Annotated in this window: 15 protein-coding genes and 2 pseudogenes; 10 read left to right on the top strand and 7 right to left on the bottom strand. The window is 58.2% G+C overall.

All coding sequences use genetic code 11. The features are described 5' to 3' along the window. Positions 1-104, top strand: a pseudogene (locus tag CFR79_RS11500) (IS481 family transposase); the annotation flags it as partial. Positions 105-806: 702 nt separating this feature from the next. On the opposite strand, the gene CFR79_RS15695 reads toward CFR79_RS11500, so the two are convergent. Together CFR79_RS15695 and CFR79_RS11505 are read right to left on the bottom strand one after the other, a co-directional pair. Then, complete coding sequence (locus tag CFR79_RS15695; RefSeq protein ID WP_258373561.1) at positions 807-1,361, bottom strand: hypothetical protein; 555 nt, start codon at positions 1,359-1,361, stop codon at positions 807-809. Between the two features lie 62 nt (positions 1,362-1,423). Continuing rightward, positions 1,424-2,254 (bottom strand): WavE lipopolysaccharide synthesis family protein, encoded by an 831-nt coding sequence (locus CFR79_RS11505; protein WP_110547995.1) that lies wholly within the window; start codon positions 2,252-2,254, stop codon positions 1,424-1,426. 478 nt (positions 2,255-2,732) lie between these two features. Here CFR79_RS11505 and CFR79_RS11510 point away from each other — a divergent pair. The 7 genes and pseudogenes from CFR79_RS11510 to ybaK form a co-directional block, all read left to right on the top strand. Next, positions 2,733-3,332: pseudogene (locus tag CFR79_RS11510) on the top strand (IS5/IS1182 family transposase); the annotation flags it as partial. 1,137 nt (positions 3,333-4,469) lie between these two features. Further along, on the top strand, positions 4,470-5,552 hold the full coding sequence (locus tag CFR79_RS11520) for a polysaccharide biosynthesis/export family protein (RefSeq protein WP_243705196.1): 1,083 nt from the start codon (positions 4,470-4,472) through the stop codon (positions 5,550-5,552). Positions 5,553-5,948: 396 nt separating this feature from the next. Next, a complete protein-coding gene (locus CFR79_RS11525) occupies positions 5,949-6,353 on the top strand; it encodes a phosphoribosyl-ATP pyrophosphatase (RefSeq protein WP_110547998.1) in 405 nt (134 codons plus the stop codon). A 172-nt stretch (positions 6,354-6,525) separates the two neighbouring features. After that, entirely contained in the window at positions 6,526-7,050 is a 525-nt protein-coding gene (locus CFR79_RS11530; protein ID WP_102325122.1) for a CvpA family protein, read from the top strand. 51 nt (positions 7,051-7,101) lie between these two features. After that, a complete protein-coding gene (gene purF / locus CFR79_RS11535) occupies positions 7,102-8,616 on the top strand; it encodes an amidophosphoribosyltransferase (RefSeq protein ID WP_110547999.1) in 1,515 nt (504 codons plus the stop codon). Continuing rightward, positions 8,613-9,362, top strand: a complete 750-nt coding sequence (locus tag CFR79_RS11540) for an SDR family NAD(P)-dependent oxidoreductase (protein ID WP_110548000.1) — start codon at positions 8,613-8,615, stop codon at positions 9,360-9,362. The genes purF and CFR79_RS11540 overlap by 4 nt, the downstream gene beginning before the upstream one ends. Beyond that, positions 9,359-9,832: a Cys-tRNA(Pro) deacylase gene (gene ybaK, locus CFR79_RS11545; RefSeq protein WP_102325119.1), complete on the top strand. Its 474-nt coding sequence runs from the start codon at positions 9,359-9,361 to the stop codon at positions 9,830-9,832. Before CFR79_RS11540 ends, ybaK begins: the two co-directional genes overlap by 4 nt. 53 nt (positions 9,833-9,885) lie before the next feature. On the opposite strand, the gene CFR79_RS11550 is transcribed toward ybaK, so the two are convergent. From CFR79_RS11550 to xseA, 4 genes are all read right to left on the bottom strand, one after another. After that, positions 9,886-10,611, bottom strand: coding sequence for an OmpH family outer membrane protein (locus tag CFR79_RS11550; RefSeq protein WP_102325118.1), 726 nt, complete (start codon positions 10,609-10,611; stop codon positions 9,886-9,888). 124 nt (positions 10,612-10,735) lie between these two features. After that, positions 10,736-11,143: a DNA-binding protein gene (locus CFR79_RS11555; RefSeq protein WP_102325117.1), complete on the bottom strand. Its 408-nt coding sequence runs from the start codon at positions 11,141-11,143 to the stop codon at positions 10,736-10,738. A gap of 157 nt (positions 11,144-11,300) precedes the next feature. Continuing rightward, positions 11,301-11,639 carry a BA14K family protein gene (locus CFR79_RS11560; protein WP_180967552.1) on the bottom strand — a complete coding sequence of 113 codons (339 nt, stop codon included), beginning with the start codon at positions 11,637-11,639 and terminating at the stop codon, positions 11,301-11,303. Positions 11,640-11,708: 69 nt separating this feature from the next. Beyond that, positions 11,709-13,169 (bottom strand): exodeoxyribonuclease VII large subunit, encoded by a 1,461-nt coding sequence (gene xseA / locus CFR79_RS11565; protein ID WP_110548001.1) that lies wholly within the window; start codon positions 13,167-13,169, stop codon positions 11,709-11,711. 68 nt (positions 13,170-13,237) lie between these two features. Here xseA and purD point away from each other — a divergent pair, with 68 nt between their 5' ends. Beyond that, a complete protein-coding gene (gene purD, locus CFR79_RS11570; protein ID WP_110548002.1) occupies positions 13,238-14,518 on the top strand; it encodes a phosphoribosylamine--glycine ligase in 1,281 nt (426 codons plus the stop codon). Positions 14,519-14,643: 125 nt separating this feature from the next. Continuing rightward, entirely contained in the window at positions 14,644-16,044 is a 1,401-nt protein-coding gene (locus CFR79_RS11575) for an MFS transporter (RefSeq protein WP_110548003.1), read from the top strand. A 17-nt stretch (positions 16,045-16,061) separates the two neighbouring features. Here the strand turns inward: CFR79_RS11575 and CFR79_RS11580 are convergent, their stop codons facing one another. Further along, on the bottom strand, positions 16,062-17,432 hold the full coding sequence (locus CFR79_RS11580; protein ID WP_243705194.1) for a nucleobase:cation symporter-2 family protein: 1,371 nt from the start codon (positions 17,430-17,432) through the stop codon (positions 16,062-16,064). Positions 17,433-17,478 lie beyond the last annotated feature (46 nt).

Genomic DNA, 17,478 nt, shown 5'->3' on the forward strand with positions numbered 1-17,478 from the left:
TGCGCGGCCTCACTCCATATGAATTTATTTGCCAGCAATGGGAAAAAGAACCATCACGGTTCATGCAAAATCCGCACCATCAAATCCTGGGACTAAACATCTAGAATACAGGCCGTGATATTCTGGACAATGAGAGACATCCCGAGCAGATTGCTATCATAGCCCCTGATCGCCAATAACTGAGTTTCTTCCGGCAGTTCCTGCAGAAGAACACAACCCCTTGAGGTGATCGAACTGTCCAGAAGTCAAATGTGCAGACAGGTCGGCTCTGCCCATCACACACGGCATGCAACTTTGAGTCGGTGTCGCTTTTTATCCATCCGATATGACGAGGCAAAGCCCTTTTGACCGCTGAGACCGATATTCAGTACGCTCTCAGCGTAGATCACATCCATCATCCGGACACGACAATCTACCTGCCCGTTCTGTCCTGGAAAGCAGAAATCCGGTTAAAAACCCAGCCGGCCCCAAACAACGAGACGGTTACATAGCGTTTTAGGGAAATCATACACCTTTGGCAGATCTTTTCATTTAAGCCCGTTACGGATCACACGGATAATCATCCATCCGCAGCAGTTCATGCGCCAGAGGGGAAAACAACCCGATCTCTACCATCTGACTTTCAGATAACAGGAACAAGGTGTTCATAGGCTTGCCTCCACGCAAACCTATGAACCACCAGTCACAGCGCCATTCAATAAATTAACGGGCCCTAATCCTAAGTCAGAACTTCAACCAAAAACATAGATAATTCTTGATAAAAATCGGGGCAACTTCAATATTCAATTAATGAATAAGATATATATCTAAATTTTTAGAAGTTTATTAAGAAGTGGGAAATTGTTTTTTGCCTTATTTTCTAATTTTGATAGCAAAATATAATCAATTGAAAGATCTACTTTGGAAAATGTCTCGATAACAATCTCAAATTCGATAAGATTTTCATACGTATTCTCAAATTCAAAATCCAAATAAACTAATTCATGGCTATAACTTTCAACCTTGTCAAAATTATATTCTCTCGATCCAAGAGTTATTTTTCCCTCTTCTCCTGTAGCAGATATTTTTATTGTGCATTGTTCATCTTCTGGATACAAAGCAGACAAAGAAACACGTGCTGCATAGGAACCCTGGCCTAGGGTAATGTAGGGGCCGAAGCACGCAACACCTGGCGGCGCATCATAAGGGATAACAATGCTTTTCCCAAAATGAAAGCCTGTTTTCGTATGGAGTTGCTCCGTGCCTATTTTCAGTGGGAATATAACAGGAGCATACTGACGGATTTTATCACGAGGAACATGAAGAAATTCAGCTGGGTTTACGTTTCTATGAGTGGACAAATATTCCCACGCACGCTGCATGATTCTTGTGTTATTATCGCCATATGAATTGAATCCATTTAGATATTTTGGATAATATACATTTAGGTAATAAATATCAGAAATAATAAAATTATCCAATAATACCTGTATGGATTCCATAATAGAGTGATCATCGTTATGATAATCAAGCCTGAATTTATTAAATTTCTTAGAAAAAAGCTAAAATATACATACTGCTCTATAGCAGTCCGTGAATTGAAATTTCGTTCTTTTTCCTTACTTCCTGGCATATAATAATTAGTACTGTAGTACGTCATAAAATCCAATGTGACCAAAGGTACATCCCATATGGGACGGATATCAACCAACTTGCCGAAGTTAAACCAATCGCTATAATGAAACGGCAACCTGCCCCCGGCGAAGGGATTAAGCGTGTACAGTGAAGAAATCATAACAGGAGACGAAAAAACTGTATATTTTCCCTTCCTATAGTAATTTTCAGATAATTTAATATACTCTTCTACAATAGATCTATCTTTAAAGAGCAAATCATTTCTGGTCCTCAGAACAAATTCTCTTGATGCCAATGCCAACCCATTGCGGGCAGATTCAATCATATGATTGGCATGACAGTTAGGCGCCCCCCGAAAAACAGGAGGAAGAGGCTGAGCCATATAGGAATAAGCTATTTTGTCGGCATATTTATTAACAATATGACAAAAACTTACCATATTTTTCTTAAACGAAAATACAGACTTCTCATTAGAAAGATCGAAATCTATAAAATCTGAACTGGATATAGAAAATATTATTTCTGATTCTTCAAATGTTTTCCTATAATTAATAAGTATATTCGCAACCTCGGCTGCATTTTTCTCAAAACACCCGCCATGTATAACAATACTTATTGATTTATTATCTATTTTCATCATATTTATACCAAATAAAGTTTATATATGTTGTTCCTTTATATCATAATATCGAATTCATGTGAAATGATTTTTTCATATTATTATACAAAAAACACGAGTTTAAACATGGAAAGAAAATCATATTCTGTTTACATAAAGTATTTTATAATGATTAATACAGAATATACTCAATAAATAAATCATATGATTTCCCGCAAAAAACCAATTAGCACGAAAGAAATTTAGAAAATCATGCCATTTATTAAGAGATATGTTACAGAATTTAATGAACACATTCACTGACCATATTCTGTTTTCTCTGATTCCAGTTGAGACGCTACAGCAGGCGTTTAGCACCTATTTCCACCTGGAGGGTTCTAAAAACCCTCTGGTTTCAGTGTGTTCCCTATGATTCCATCTCTCCTGCGTTGATTGGGGGGATGGAAGATGAAGCAGCTGGGTTTCTTTGATGTTGAAGAGCGGCTTGCTCGGCTGAGCGGGCTTGGAGCTGTCGGATCGTGTGCCTGATGCCAAAACGGTCTGGCTGTTTCGCGAGCGTCTGACACAGGTGGGTGCCATCGACGTACTGTTCAACCAGTTCGAAATGATACTGCGCAACGCCGGTTATCTGCCCATGTCAGGCCAAATCCTGGATGCCACGCTGGTAGCGGCTCCTAGGCAGCGCAATACCACTGCTGAGAAAGCGGATCTCCGGGCTGGTCGTATTCCTGAAGACTGGCAGAACAAGCCGTCAAAGCTATCCCACAAGGACCGCCAGGCACGCTGGACGTTGAAGTTCACGAAGGCGAAGCGACAGGAGGACGGGAGTATGCCAGCAACCGATCTGGCCATTCCGTTCTTTGGCTATAAATCCCACATTGCCATTGATCGGAAGTTCCGGCTGATCCGGAAATCGAATGCTGGAAAGTCAGTTATCCACTCGCGTGTCGAGCATGTCTTTGCTGACCAGAAGTCACAAACGGGACTGTTCATCCGAACAGTCGGCATTACTCGAGCCACTATGAGGATTGGGCTGGCCAATATCGTCTACAATATGCGCCGCTTCCTCTTTTTGCAGAGGATTAACGCCGCAGCGTAGCAATCCAGCGAATGAGAAATCCCAATCTGATCAAAACGCAGAGCGAATACCACCACGGCAACCATCAATCAGCATGCCAAAAGCCCAAGATCCGAACCCGGGCACATCAAACAATCGCTCTTCGATCCCCCCAGGTGTGTGGCCCATGCGAAAAATCTCTTACCCATCAGCATGAGAGTAGAACCAAGCTTCGTCTGGCCGCAGGCAAGCTGACGACCTCAAGGGTGTCGCAGTAGGCTTTTTTCCCATATAGCCCTGATCAACATAGGCCAAGTTCAAGGATTTCCGTCCGTCGTATCCGGAATGGTGGCAGCGAAACGTCCGACCTCGGCACAATAATCGTCACGACTGGCCGATATGACATGCAGGGTCTGGCAGGTAGATCTACCGTCTACCGCCAAGATGGAACCTTGATCCCTTTTTGCGTTTATCCTCCACCATATACAACGCGTGATTCACTTTCCAGCGTTGAGCAGGAAGCCTGGCTGGCTATAATGGCCTCCGTAGAGGTTACACCCTACGCACCGAAAGCAATATGCAGATCAGGCCATCACTACATCGAAGCCGCCCGTCATCATCCAGCGACGGAATTGCCAATATACCGACGACCACGAAGGAAGGTCATTCGGCATGCGCTTAAAACAATGCTGTAGTCGATCATGTAACGCATGTTGCTGCTGCCTCCCCTCACACATCAGGACTGGATATGGGACTCAACTGATATGCCAAAGGGATACAGGCTGTTGCCAACCCACAGTTCAGTCAATAGCGCATTGATTCACAGGGAAATATCCCTTCATAATCTTCTTTACGGCTACATCCAATATCAGATCGGGCCTTTACCTATAGTCAGTTGAAACAGAATTTGATAAAAGGCCCCACCATTTTTTCGGGGCTTTATATCCATGACGTGCTGGATGCATGCATGTGCCTTGCCTACCCTGATTACCGGCTTCACCTTAAACCTTCATCCGCGGTGTCACATTGACCATCTTCTGTTTTCCGAAAACTTTGGGCCCCGTTCCATCTAGCATGCGCAGAAAAAGACGCTTCGCGGTCGCGGGGGGGCTTCTGTTGCTATTGACCGGATGTAATTCCCTGCCTGACAGCGGTCCGACAGAAGCGCAGGTCAATCACATGCAGCGCGACCCGAAAAAGAATACGGTCGGATACGCGATCGTACAGATCAGCCCGGATCTCATCACGCTGCTCGAAAGTGAAGCCCCCCCCCAGTTCAGCAATCTGGATAGTGGAAACGCGCCGGTCCATCAAACCAGGAATGACACAATCGGCCCGGGTGATGTGCTACAGGTTGCGATATATGAAGTCGGTAGCGCGCTTTTCAGCCCCCCCCTAATTGGCATGGCGCCAGGAAATAATGCGATACCTAGCAGTTCCAGCAGTTCCAGCCTGCCGTTGCTCAGTGTCAATAGTGCCGGAAACATTACGGTCCCCTTTGCAGGTCAGGTGCATGTAGCGGGTCTGACGACCAGTCAGGCCGTTGAGGCCATCACCGCGCAACTGAAAGGCAAATCCCAGTCGCCGCAGGTCATGGTCCGTATCGCCACCGATATCGCCAATTCGGTCATGGTTTATGGCGCTGTCCAGCATCCCAGCCGTATTTCGCTGACCCCCAACCGCGAACGGATTCTGGATGTCATCGCCCTCGCCGGGGGACAGGACCATCCCGCTCAGGCGCATGAGGATTATACCGTTCGGCTGACCCGTAACGGACGCATCGCCGAGATGCCCCTGAAAACGATAGAAATTGACCCGCAGCAGAACATCGTGGTGCAGCCGGGCGACCGTGTGCAATTGACCTTCCAGCCCCGCAGCTTCACGGTTTTCGGTGCCAGCGGCCGGGTTACCCAGACCCAGTTCACGACCCCGACACTGACCATGGCCGAAGCTGTCTCCCGCAATGGCGGCCCGATTGATTCGCGCGCCGATCCGAATGCTGTTTATGTGTTCCGCTTTGAAAATGCCGATATTCTGCGGCGGCTGGGCATGCCAGTAGACCAGAACGCCACCACTGCGCCCATCATTTACCAGTTAGATATGATGAATCCGGCCAGTTTCTTCCTGGCACAGAAATTCATGATGCGGGATCGGGACCTGATTTATATTGCCAACTCTTCGAGCAACAAATTCTATAAATTCTTTGGCCTGATTACCACCATCATCTCTCCCGGCACATCAATGGGGGGCATAGCCCGCTGATTGATGACCCTGTTCATGTAATGGTGTAGGAAAATCAGCAGCAACACCATTACGATGCGCCATCTGACACTGTGAAAAAGAGATATTTCCATCTGGGGTTATCTCTTAACCTTTTGCTCCCTGTCTTCCTCCCTGTTCAGAATCAGCTTTCCAAGGCTGCCAGAAGGTGTGTCTCAGGCGGGGCAGGAAACAGGAGACGGGAAGTCACCCCCGGATCATTTTTGCCATTCCGCAATGATCAAATGCACACAATGCCAGGTGCTGGCCCTGTCCTGTCGCGTATGCAACGGATCGCAATCCAGCGCATGCCCTGCTCAATCCGACCTGAAAAAAACACTGGGCCGATACGGGATGGGTCTTGTTGACCGCACGTGAAATAATCCCCATCATCGTATCATGTCCCGCCCCCATCACACGCCAGCCAGCCAGTCGGGTGCGGCCCATGCGCTTGGCCCGTTTCAGGACCGGTCGGGCCGTGCCATCCCCGGCAAGAATACGACACAGGACCCTGCCCGCGCCCGTCGCGCGGGGCGGGCTTTTACCTGTGCGGCCGAACAGTGCGTGATGGATCTCATGACGGAAGACCGCGCGGGCCTGATCGCCCATAGTGCGGATGTGCTGGTCCATCTGCTGGAAATCTGGGCGGCACAAGCCGTCAGCCCTGAGGATGTATGGATCGAGCTTGACCGCCGCACCCGCATGGGCAACCTGCTGCTGGCCCTGAACACGACGGAGCGCAAGTCAGGCCCGGCCCTTGCGCGCAAGCGTCCGTGGAAAATCCGCACCACCAAACTGCCCTGAAACCCGACTACGTGCCCACGCGGGGAAATGGCTGGCCTCCACTTTTTTGCCTATGCGCGCTGCCATGGCGGTGGCATAAGCTGGCCGCTGGCCGAATAACGGAGAACAGTGCGACAGATGACCGGGGCCATGCCCGTTATATGCCTGCCGGCACCCAGCATAATCGGCAAGCATGAACTGGATTGACATCACAGGCATCGCCATTGTCGGCCTGTCGGCAATAGTTGGTGCAGTACGTGGATTCTCGCGCGAAGTACTGGGGCTTGCCGCCTGGGTCATGGCGACAGTACTGGCGGTAGCCTGGTATGGCGCGCTGCTACCCTATGCCGCGCAATGGATCAGTAACCACACGCTGGCCGCCATCACGTCCTTCGTCGTGCTGTTTCTGGTCCTTCTTGTTATTTTCACCACGACTGCCCATCTGTCAGGACGGGCGGTACAGGGTTCCATCCTGTCCGGGCTGGACAGTGTGCTGGGCCTGCTGTTCGGGCTGGCGCGGGGCTATATCCTTCTTGTGGTACTCTATGCCGGCATCACTGCCCTTGTACCGCAGGAGGAATGGCCCGATGTGATGCGCTCAAGCCGCATTACGCCCCTTATCGGCACCAGCATGGCCTATCTGAAGGCTTTCTCGCCCGATAACTTCCATGTGCATCTTGCGCAACCCGCCGGGACGCGGCATGACGCGCCCATCTGAACCTTTCGTCGGTACCCGCCGCCTCCGTCCGTCAAGGAAAGATCGCTGACCATGTCCCGCACCCGCCTCCATGCCGCTTCCGACAATTCCCCCACGCAGTCGGAACGCGACGATATCGCCGCCCAGTGGCGACACGATGATGACAAGCCGCATGAGGAATGCGGGGTATTTGGCGTATGGAACATCAATGACGCCTCCGCCCTGACGGCACTGGGGCTGCATGCGCTCCAGCATCGCGGGCAGGAAGCATCAGGCATCGTGTCGTATGACGGCACGCGCTTCCATACCCATAAGGGACTGGGACTGGTCGGGGACGTGTTTGGTGATTCCCGCGTCATGGCCACCCTGCCCGGCCACTGCGCGGTTGGCCATAACCGCTACGCCACTACGGGTGCCACGCTTATCCGTAACGTGCAGCCGCTGTTTGCCGATTTCGAATTCGGTGGCCTCGCGGTTGCCCATAACGGCAACCTGACCAATGCCGAAACCCTGCGCAAGGCGCTGGTGCGCCGCGGCTGCATCTTCCAGTCCACTACCGACAGCGAGGTGTTCATCCACCTCATCGCCATATCGCTCTACGCGAATGTGGTGGACCGGCTGATCGATGCGCTCAAGCAGGTGCTGGGTGCGTATTCGCTTATTGTCCTGTCGCGTGAGGCACTGATTGGCGTGCGTGACCCGCTGGGGGTACGACCGCTCATCCTTGGCCGCATCCGGGAGGAAAACGGCACGGAAGGCGCATGGGTGCTGGCAAGCGAGACCTGTGCTCTGGACATCGTGGGGGCCGAGTTCGTGCGCGACGTGGAGCCGGGCGAGATCGTCATCATCAATGATGACGGCATCCGTTCCCTCAAGCCGTTTGGCAGCAAGCAGTCGCGCTTCTGCGTGTTCGAATACATCTATTTTGCCCGGCCCGATTCCGTCATGGATGGCAAGGCCGTGTATGACACCCGCAAGCAGATCGGCGTCGAGCTGGCGCGCGAAAGTGCGGTGGAAGCAGATGTGATCGTACCCGTGCCGGATTCCGGTGTCCCGTCTGCCATGGGCTTCGCCGCCGAAAGCGGCATCCCGTTCGAACTGGGCATCATCCGCAACCATTACGTGGGCCGCACCTTCATCGAACCGACCGACCAGATCCGCAATCTGGGCGTGAAGATGAAACATTCCACCAACCGCCCCGTACTGGATGGCAAGCGCGTGGTGCTGGTGGATGATTCCATCGTGCGCGGCACGACATCGCGCAAGATCGTGGACATGGTGCGCGCAGCAGGCGCGAAGGAAGTGCATATGCGCATTTCGTCGCCGCCCACCACGCATTCATGTTTCTACGGGATCGATACGCCTGAACGCGGCCAGCTTCTCGCCGCACAGCACAATGTCGAGGAAATGGCCAAGCTGATCGGTGTGGACAGCCTCGCCTTCATCTCCTTCGACGGGCTGTACCGCGCGCTGGGCTACAAGGACCGCAAGGACGCGTGCAACCGTTACTGCGATGCCTGCTTTACCGGTGACTACCCGATCGAACTGGTGGATTACGAAGCCGAACACCACCCCGAACCTGCATGAACAACCAGCCCGCCAGTCCAGACCTGCACGGGCGTACCGCCCTTGTAACCGGGGCCAGCCGCGGGATCGGGTGCGCGGTTGCCGTAGCCCTCGCACAGGCGGGGGCACGCTGCATTCTGGTGGCGCGCACGCAGGGCGGGCTGGAACAGACGGATGATCTGATCCGCCAGCATGCGAAGCAGGACGCCGTCCTGCTGCCGCTGGACCTGCTGGATGGCGAACGGCTGGATACGCTTGGTCCCTCCATAGCCCTTCAGGAAGGGGGGCTGGATATTCTGGTCCACTGTGCCGGGGAACTGGGGCTGCTTTCCCCCCTGCCCCATATCCGGCCACAGGACATGGAACGCGCGCTGCATGCAGGACCGGGCGTGACATGGCGGCTTATCCGCACGCTCGCCCCCCTGCTGGAACATTCGCAGGCGGGACGGGCGGTTTTCCTGACGGACCGCCATGCCCGCCAGCCCGCCCCGTTCTGGGGCATGGTGGCGGCAAGCCGTGCGGCACAGGACGCCATTGTCCGGACATGGGCGCAGGAACTGCCCCCGCACAGCGCCTTACGCATCAACCTGTTTGAACCCGGCATGGTCGCCACCCGCCTGCGCCGACTGGCCATGCCCGCGCTGGATATGGCCAGCCTGACCACACCGCAGGCCATCGCCCCGCAGATCATCCGCCTGTGCCTGCCCGGTCCCCAGCCGCAGGGCTGCTACGTGCAGGCGGTGCCCGAGCCGGAGTTACATGCATGAGCAAGGCAACACCCGCCACCGCCGCACTGGAAAAGGCAGGCATCGCATTTACGGTCATTGAATACAGATATGACCCTGCTGCCGGGCAGACGGGCAACCATGCCGCGGCCTCCATCGGGGAGGAACCAGCAAGGGTATTCAAGACGCTCATGGTTCTGGTGGACGGGAAACCGGCCTGTGTGGTGGTACCGGTGGCCGAGAGCATCAGCATGAAGAAGGTGGCTGCTACATTTGGCGGCAAGTCAGCCGAAATGATGCCGCCTGCCGTAGCCGAGCGTAACACCGGCTTCCGCGTGGGTGGCATAAGCCCGTTCGGACAGCGCCGCCGCGTGCGCACCGCGCTGGCGCAGGAAGCGCTGATGCAGCCCTATGTCATCATAAACGGGGGAAAACGCGGCTATCTGGTCCGCCTTGCCGCAGCCGATGCCATTGCGGTCACCGGGGCCATTACGGCAGATCTTCTGGCATAAATCATGCCAGCCCTGCGGTACCGGACCGCAGGGACTGGGTGATCGGGTCTGTATTACTCGCCGCCGCCATTATCGCTGGGCTGGAACGGCATGACGGGGTACTTGCCGCTCTTGGCAATTTCCTCGGGGTCTTCCGTCGGTCCGGGCAGGTAGACGGTCGGCAGCGCCTGATTGAGGTAGGTCACAACCTGATCGCTGATATCAAGGCTGTTGTCATGCAGGGCGGCAGTGCCAGCCTGCAGCACCATGGTCATGCCCCGTGCCGCGGCAATGGCGCTGACGACCTGCTGCATTTCACGCTGGACCTGATTGAGGGCAACCTGCGCGTCCTCTTCAAGGATGCGGTTACGGTTGCCGAACTTGGTCCGGTCAGCCATCACACGCTTCTGCAGGTCCTGCTGCTGCTCGGGCGTGGGGGCCTTTCCCGCCTTGATGATGGACTGGCGCAGGGCCTGAAGCTGGGCATCCTCCGCCCGGACATCACGCACCAGGGCTTCGCGCCGCGTACCCAGTTCGGTCTGCAGCTTCTGCACGGCAGTGGACTGCGCCATGATCTGCTGTGTGTTGAAAATGCCGATGACAGGTGCTGCGGGCCGGGTACCGGCAGGCAGCGGCTTGAAGTCGGGCACCGGCGGCATGGGCAGGATGGGGGGGCTCTGCTGTTGCTGGTTGCCCGCATCCTGCGCCATGGCAATGGCCGGGGTCAGCGCAAGGGCCGCCCCAAAAAACGCGCCCCGCAGGCGCGCGTGTCCGGTCCGGGCCATAATGCTGCTGCGCATACCTGTCATTATCCGATCCATTATTGTTCCGCTATCGTGGTTTCTGCGTAGCGGATCGTATGGCGAAAGAACATACCCGCACAGCCAAAAAATGCATCTGCCCCGAAATGGGCGTCCTGTTGCGCTACAGCCGCCAGATCAGCGGCGTATGGGAAAGGAAAATGAGGCACAACCCGCCGAGGAACAGCACCCGGAACCCCCGGTTCGTCCCGGTTTCCAGTAGTTCGTCACGCGTCACGATCTGCATGAAGGAATCGGAAATGCTGCCCCGCGCCGTATCGGACAGGCCCGCGATCCTGCCACGCCATTCGTTACGGTGCCGGGCCTGTTCGGCATGGGAGATGTTGGCGCGACGGTAGAGCGTATCCACATACGCATCCAGATCCTCGGTCCGGAACATCACTTCACGCCCGTTGCGCATGGCGGCATGCGGCCCGGCGCGCACAAGGCGCAGGCAGCGCAGCCGCAGCAGCGTAATGCCGATATATTCCGCAGCCTCAGGCAGCGACAGCATGCGCCTGAGGGGGAACATGTGCACTGTCGCCTGTGAATCACCTGTCGTACCGGATGATGTAGGGACGGTCATGGTAGCTCAAGGGTCAACCATCCCCACACGCAAAGTCAATTGGAATATGGCTCTGGTCCGACCATACCCGGTATATGACCCATACGGAATTACGCGGGCTGGTCTAGCGACAGACCCGGCGGCTGCCATCCGCCGCGATATAGGTGCCCGTCTGCGCATCGAAACAGGCATTGGCCGCGCAACTGCTGACCACGGGCGTAATGTCCGGATGTACCGTCGCCCCGATGCTGTTGGCTTCCCGCACGGCATGACCGCACAGGGGCGTGTCAGCCGGGGCGGACGGGTCATTGGTCAGGACGACACCCGGCGGGGGTGCCCCTTCTTCCCCGGTCAGGCCGGGAGCGAAACCCTGCGGCGGGATACGTCCCGGCACGGATGCCGCGGCTCCCGCCACGCGCGGGCGGGGCTGGTGCGGCTGATGCGTGCAGCCAGCCAGCGCCATGAAAACCATGCCTGTGGCGTATAGTCGTGTCCATCGTGTCATGCTGTCATATGCCTTGTCCGTAATGCGTTACAGATCGAGAATCTGCTGCGCGGCCTCACCCGATGGCAGAGGACGGGCGGCAACCTTTCCATCGGCGAAGGTCAGGACGACCTGTGCTGCCCTGCGCGCCTGCGCCGCCTGCGAAAGTGGCTTGCCCTTCCGATCCGTCACCAGCACGTAACCCCGTTCCAGCACGGCCTGCGGGGAGAGGGAAGCCAGTCGCCCACCCTCTCCCGCAAGGCGGCTGGCGCAGGCGCGCAGTTGTGACACCAGCACCGCAGGCGGTACACGCAGGCTGCCCAGCGTGGCTTCGCGCCGGTTGATGTACGCCGTCATCGCCTGCAGGCACGCCGTATCCACACGGGCAAGGTCCGCGCGGCGCAGCGCCAGGATCATCTGCGGGGCGGGCAGCCGGTCGGATGCACTGCGCAGGCTGGCGCGCAGGTGGCGCATATGGGTGGGCAACGCCAGATCCAGCCGGTAACTCCGGTCATCCAGCCGCCGCCGGGCGCCTTCCACCACGGCGGGCAGGTCCGGCAGGCTGGCTGCCGCCCGGTCAAGACGCGCCCGGGCCAGTTGCAGGCTGCGCGCAAGACCGCTGCGCAGGCGGGCCTCACGCTGTGTCAGCCCGGCCTCAAGCTCCATGCGGACCGGCACCGCCATTTCCGCCGCCGCTGTGGGGGTTGGGGCACGGCAGTCGGATACAAAATCGATCAGGGTGGTATCCGTCTCATGACCGACGGCGGAAATGAGCGGAATGTGGCAGGCTGCCACCGCACGCAGCACGACTTCGTCGTTGAACGCCATGAGGTCTTCCAGCGAACCCCCGCCACGCGCCACGATCAGCACATCGGGACGGGGCACGCTTCCCCTGCCGTCAACAGCATCGAAACCGGCAATCGCATGGGCGATCCGTTCCGCCGCGCCTTCTCCCTGCACCGGCACCGGCCAGACCAGAACCGGAAGGGGAAAGCGGCGGGCAATGGTGGTGCGGATATCATGCAGCACCGCACCCTGCGCCGATGTCACCACGCCGATGACACGGGGCAGGAAGGGCAGCGCCCGCTTGCGCCCGGCATCGAACAGCCCTTCGGCCGCCAGCCGCAGCCGCAGGCGTTCAATGCGGGCCAGCAACGCCCCCTCGCCCGCATATTCCAGCCGGTCGATCACCATCTGGTATGATGACCGCTCGCCGTACGCGGAAATCTTGCCCGTGGCGATGACTTCCAGCCCGTTTTCGGGTTTCAGCCCGAGGCGCGAGACCGTCCCGCGCCACACGACGGAGGACAGCTTGCCCCCTTCATCCTTGAGCGAGAAATACAGATGCCCCGACGGGTAGCGCTTGAATTCGGTAATCTCGCCCCGCACGCGGATACGGCCGAACGTACCTTCGAGCGTACGGCGGATGGCGCCCGAAATTTCGGAAACCGAAAATTCAGGTGTGTTGCCGCCCATGATGGGCCCCGAGTCGGGAAACTGTTCATCCATTCGCCCAAGGTATGATAGAGACGGCCACCCCGAAAGGGCAGAGATGAAAAACGGAAGGTACGAGAGTGATGCGGGTGCTGCTGGTTGGATCGGGCGGACGTGAACATGCCATGGCCACTGCCATTGCGCGGTCGCCGCTTCTGGACGCCCTGTTCATCGCGCCGGGCAATCCGGGCACGGCTGCGCTGGGCACGAACTGCGCCGTGCGCGCGGATGACGTACCCGGACTGATCGCGCTGGCGCGGCGTGAGCGCATCGACCTTGTCATTCCCGGCCCCGAAGCACCGCTGGTCGCAGGAATCGCCGATGCCTGCCGCGAAGCTGGCATTGCCTGTGCCGGACCCACGCAGGCGGCGGCGGCACTGGAAGGCAGCAAGACCTTCACCAAGGAAATATGCGACGCGGCAGGCATTCCCACAGCAGGCTGGGCACGATTCGACGCGGCACGGCCCGCGCTGGATTACGTGCGCCGCCACGGCGCGCCCGTTGTGGTCAAGGCAGACGGACTTGCCGCGGGCAAGGGCGTTGTCGTCGCGCAGAGTGTCGCGGAAGCCGAACAGGCGATCACCGACATGATGACGGACGGCACGCTGGGTCAGGCAGGCCACAGCGTGGTGATCGAGGACTGCCTGATCGGCGATGAGGTTTCGCTGTTCGCTTTCTGCGCCGGGGAAACCGCCGTGCTGATTGGTGCCGCGCAGGACCACAAGCGTATTGGCGATGGCGATACCGGCCCCAACACCGGCGGCATGGGCGCGGTCTCGCCCCCCACCGGCTTCGACCGCGACCGGCAGGAAGCCGCCCTTGACCTGCTGGTGCGCCCCATGCTGCGCGAGATGGCGCGACGGGGCACGCCGTTCACCGGCATCATCTTCGCGGGCCTTATGCTGACACCGCTGGGACCGCAACTGATTGAATATAATGTGCGGCTGGGCGACCCGGAAGCACAGGCCCTGCTGATCCGGCTGGAAAGCGACCTGCTGGCCGCCCTTGCCGCCGTGGCGGCGGGCGAACTGGACCGGACCGATATCCGTTTTTCCAGCCAGTCCTCCATAAGCGTGGTCATGGCCGCGCGGGGCTATCCGGGCAAACCGGTCACGGGCGGGGCCATCCGCAATCTTGAAGCCGCCGCGGCCATACCCGGCGTGCAGGTGTTCCAGGCAGGCACGAAGCTGGATGATGAAGGTCGCCTGGTGGCTGCCGGTGGCCGCGTTCTGGCCGTATGTGCGGCGGCGGACACGCTGCGCGAAGCCTGCGACCATGCCTATCAGGCCGTAAAGGCGATCGACTGGCCCGATGCCGTCTACCGCCACGATATCGGCCAGCGCGCGCTGGCGGCACAGGACTGACCGCGCGGCTTTCGGGCCATCGCCATACCTGCCCCGCCCCGGACGGGTGTTGATGCAGGTGGCACGCTCGCATATCGTTTACCAATCAGAACATATTGCCCCCATCGCCCGAAAAGCCCGTGCCCATGTCTCCCCACGTAAAACCTGTCCTGATCGAAGGCGAAGGCCTGCATGGCGCGGCGCGCGTACGCGCGATGACCGCCGTGGCGCTGTCCGTGCTGCTTGCCCTGCTTGACTACGCCATTGCCAATGTGGCGCTGCCAACCATCGGGGCGGACCTGCATGTCTCACCCGCCTCGGCGGTGTGGATCGTCAATTCCTACCAGTTGGCCAGCGTGGTCTCGCTACTGCCGATGGCGGCCCTTGGCACACGGATCGGGTTTTCGCGGCTGTGCCAGCTTGGGCTGGCGCTGTTTACCGTGGCTTCCCTGTTCTGCGCACTGTCCCACACGCTGCTGGTCCTGTCCCTCGCCCGCGCGGTACAGGGCGTGGGCGGCGCGTGCATCATGAGCGTCAGCATTGCGCTGATCCGCTTCATCTATCCCCATGCCATCATCGGGCGCGGCATCGCGCTGAACGGTGTGATGGTGGCGATGGGCGTGGGTGCCGGACCCACCGTAGCCTCCATCATCCTGTCCTTCGCCACCTGGCCGTGGCTGTTCCTCATCAACATTCCGCTGGGGCTGACCGCCCTTGTGCTGGCGCTGATCTCCCTGCCGCGCACGCCCATCAATCCGTCATCGTTTGACGGGACAAGCGCGGTGCTGAACGTGCTGGCTTTCGGCGCGCTGATCATGGCGGGTGATTCCATTGCCCACCACGCGGATACCAGCCGGGTCGTGCTGCTGGCCCTGACCGGGATTGTGGCGGGCTGGCTGCTGGTGCGCCGTCAGCGCGGGCAGGCGCATCCCATGTTCCCGGTCGACATGCTGCGCATCCCTGCCTTCCGCATGGGCACGCTTGTGGGGTTTCTGGGCTTTGTTTCGTCAAACCTGTTCATGGTTTCGTTCCCGTTCACGCTACAGGCCCTGTTCCATTATCCGCCCTCCATCGTCGGGCTGCTCATGACGCCATGGCCCGTCGGCATCATGGCCGTGGCCCCCGTCATCAGCCGACTGGCGGATAAGGTGCCCGCAGCCATCCTGTCCTCGATCGGGCTGTGCGTGACGGCGGTGGGTTTTCTGGCCCTCTACCTTCTGCCACCCGATCCCGGCTGGTTCGACATTGCGTGGCGCATTGCGGTAGCGGGCATGGGATTCGGCATTTTCCAGCCGCCAAACAACCGCATCATGATGGTCACTGCCCCGGCGGGGCGGTCGGGCAGTGCCTCGGGCATGGTCCAGATCGCACGGCAATGCGGACAGGCGACGGGTGCCATGTGCGTGGCCATGGCCTTTGGCCTGATCGCGCATGACGCGGAACGGAGCTGCCTTGGCTTCGGGTCCATTGTCGCCTTTACCGGCATGCTGTGCAGTGCCGCCCGGCTGCTCCCCTTCCGCCCGGCATCAGCCACCGCCACGCGCTGACCCATCCCTGGCCCGGTTCAGGAGCCGGACCGTTCTCCTTTCCCATCCGCCGCATCGGTTTCCCCTGCACCCACCAGCAGGTTCAGGAGAACACCGGACAGGATGCACAGCAGCACGCCGTTGCCCAGCAACAGCCGCCACAATCCGGAAAGATGGGTGAACAGGTCAGGGCACGCCATGGGCAGCACGCCCAGCCCGATGGACACGGCGGCAATCAGGCCATTACGCGTACCCTCGAAGGGAACATGCAGGAGTTCGCGCACGCCGCCGATCGTGGTCATGCCAAACATGACCAGCCCGCAGCCCCCCAGAACCGGTGGCGGCAAGGCTGCGATCAGCGCACCCAGCTTGGGGAACAGGCCCAGCACGATCATCACCACGCCCGCCGCCGCCACAACGAAGCGGCTGCGGATATCGGTTATGGCGATAAGCCCGGTATTCTGCGTAAAGGCATTGTAGGGAAAGCTGTTGAACAGTCCGCCCAGCACGGTGGACAGCCCATCGGCCCGCAGGGCGCCCGCGATGGTTGCATCCGTTACGGGCCGGTCAACCACACGACCTATGGCCAGACAGTTGCCGGTGGTTTCCGCAACAATGATGACCATGCTCAGCAGCATGATGACCACCGGCATAAGGTGGAATTCCGGCAGGCCGAACGCAAAGGGCATGCTGACGGCAAACCATGGCGCATCCGCCACCATGCCATAATGTCCCATGCCACACAGCGCCGCCAGGATGCTGCCCGCGATCAGCCCCACCAGTACGCTGATATTGGCCAGGAATCCCCTGCCCCATGCCTGTACCGCCACCGTAATGAGGATGGTGACAAAGGCCAGCAGCAGGTTCGCAACACTGCCGAAACCGGGCGCACCCGGTGTCCCGCCCCCAATCCAGCGCCCGGCCACCGGAACCAGCGTCAGACCGATTATGGTGATGAGGCAGCCGATCACGACCGGCGGAAAATACCGCATGAGCCGCGCCATGACCGGCGCCAGAAGCACCATCGCCAGCCCGGCCCCGATCACCCCGCCGAAAACCGAGGGTACGCCATAAATCTGCCCGATCAGCAGCATGGATGCCAGCATGGCGAAGGATGACCCCTGCACGATGGGCAGGCGGGAGCCGAATTTCCAGAAGCCGATGCTCTGCACGATCGTGGCGATGCCCGATGTCATCAGCCCGCAATTGATCAGCAACACCGTCTGGGCGGCTGACATGTGCATGGCAGCAGCAAAGATAAGCGGCACCGCCACGGTGCCCGCGTACATCACCAGTGCGTGCTGGAGACCAAAGGCAAACAGCATGCCCGCTGGCAGCATTTCATCAACCGGGTGTGTCGTGCCCGTTGTCACAGTTCCATTCCCCTGCTGCATGGCTTTTTCCGCCATGTGCGATGGTCCTGACACAAAGAACCCCGCCTTTGGAGCAAAGGCG

Source organism: Komagataeibacter saccharivorans (assembly GCF_003207825.1).
Classification (GTDB): Bacteria; Pseudomonadota; Alphaproteobacteria; order Acetobacterales; family Acetobacteraceae; genus Komagataeibacter; species Komagataeibacter saccharivorans.

Coding starts and splice junctions, on each gene's coding strand:
- CFR79_RS15695 (WP_258373561.1), bottom strand. CDS start 1,361: ATGCAGCGTGCGTGGGAATATTTGTCCACTCATAGAAACGTAAACCCA.
- CFR79_RS11525 (WP_110547998.1), top strand. CDS start 5,949: ATGTCCCGCCCCCATCACACGCCAGCCAGCCAGTCGGGTGCGGCCCAT.
- CFR79_RS11560 (WP_180967552.1), bottom strand. CDS start 11,639: ATGGCGCTGGCTGGCTGCACGCATCAGCCGCACCAGCCCCGCCCGCGC.
- xseA (WP_110548001.1), bottom strand. CDS start 13,169: ATGGATGAACAGTTTCCCGACTCGGGGCCCATCATGGGCGGCAACACA.
- purF (WP_110547999.1), top strand. CDS start 7,102: ATGTCCCGCACCCGCCTCCATGCCGCTTCCGACAATTCCCCCACGCAG.
- CFR79_RS11530 (WP_102325122.1), top strand. CDS start 6,526: ATGAACTGGATTGACATCACAGGCATCGCCATTGTCGGCCTGTCGGCA.
- CFR79_RS11540 (WP_110548000.1), top strand. CDS start 8,613: ATGAACAACCAGCCCGCCAGTCCAGACCTGCACGGGCGTACCGCCCTT.
- CFR79_RS11555 (WP_102325117.1), bottom strand. CDS start 11,143: ATGTTCCCCCTCAGGCGCATGCTGTCGCTGCCTGAGGCTGCGGAATAT.
- CFR79_RS11550 (WP_102325118.1), bottom strand. CDS start 10,611: ATGCGCAGCAGCATTATGGCCCGGACCGGACACGCGCGCCTGCGGGGC.
- CFR79_RS11575 (WP_110548003.1), top strand. CDS start 14,644: ATGTCTCCCCACGTAAAACCTGTCCTGATCGAAGGCGAAGGCCTGCAT.
- purD (WP_110548002.1), top strand. CDS start 13,238: ATGCGGGTGCTGCTGGTTGGATCGGGCGGACGTGAACATGCCATGGCC.
- ybaK (WP_102325119.1), top strand. CDS start 9,359: ATGAGCAAGGCAACACCCGCCACCGCCGCACTGGAAAAGGCAGGCATC.
- CFR79_RS11520 (WP_243705196.1), top strand. CDS start 4,470: ATGCAGCGCGACCCGAAAAAGAATACGGTCGGATACGCGATCGTACAG.
- CFR79_RS11580 (WP_243705194.1), bottom strand. CDS start 17,432: ATGGCGGAAAAAGCCATGCAGCAGGGGAATGGAACTGTGACAACGGGC.
- CFR79_RS11505 (WP_110547995.1), bottom strand. CDS start 2,254: ATGATGAAAATAGATAATAAATCAATAAGTATTGTTATACATGGCGGG.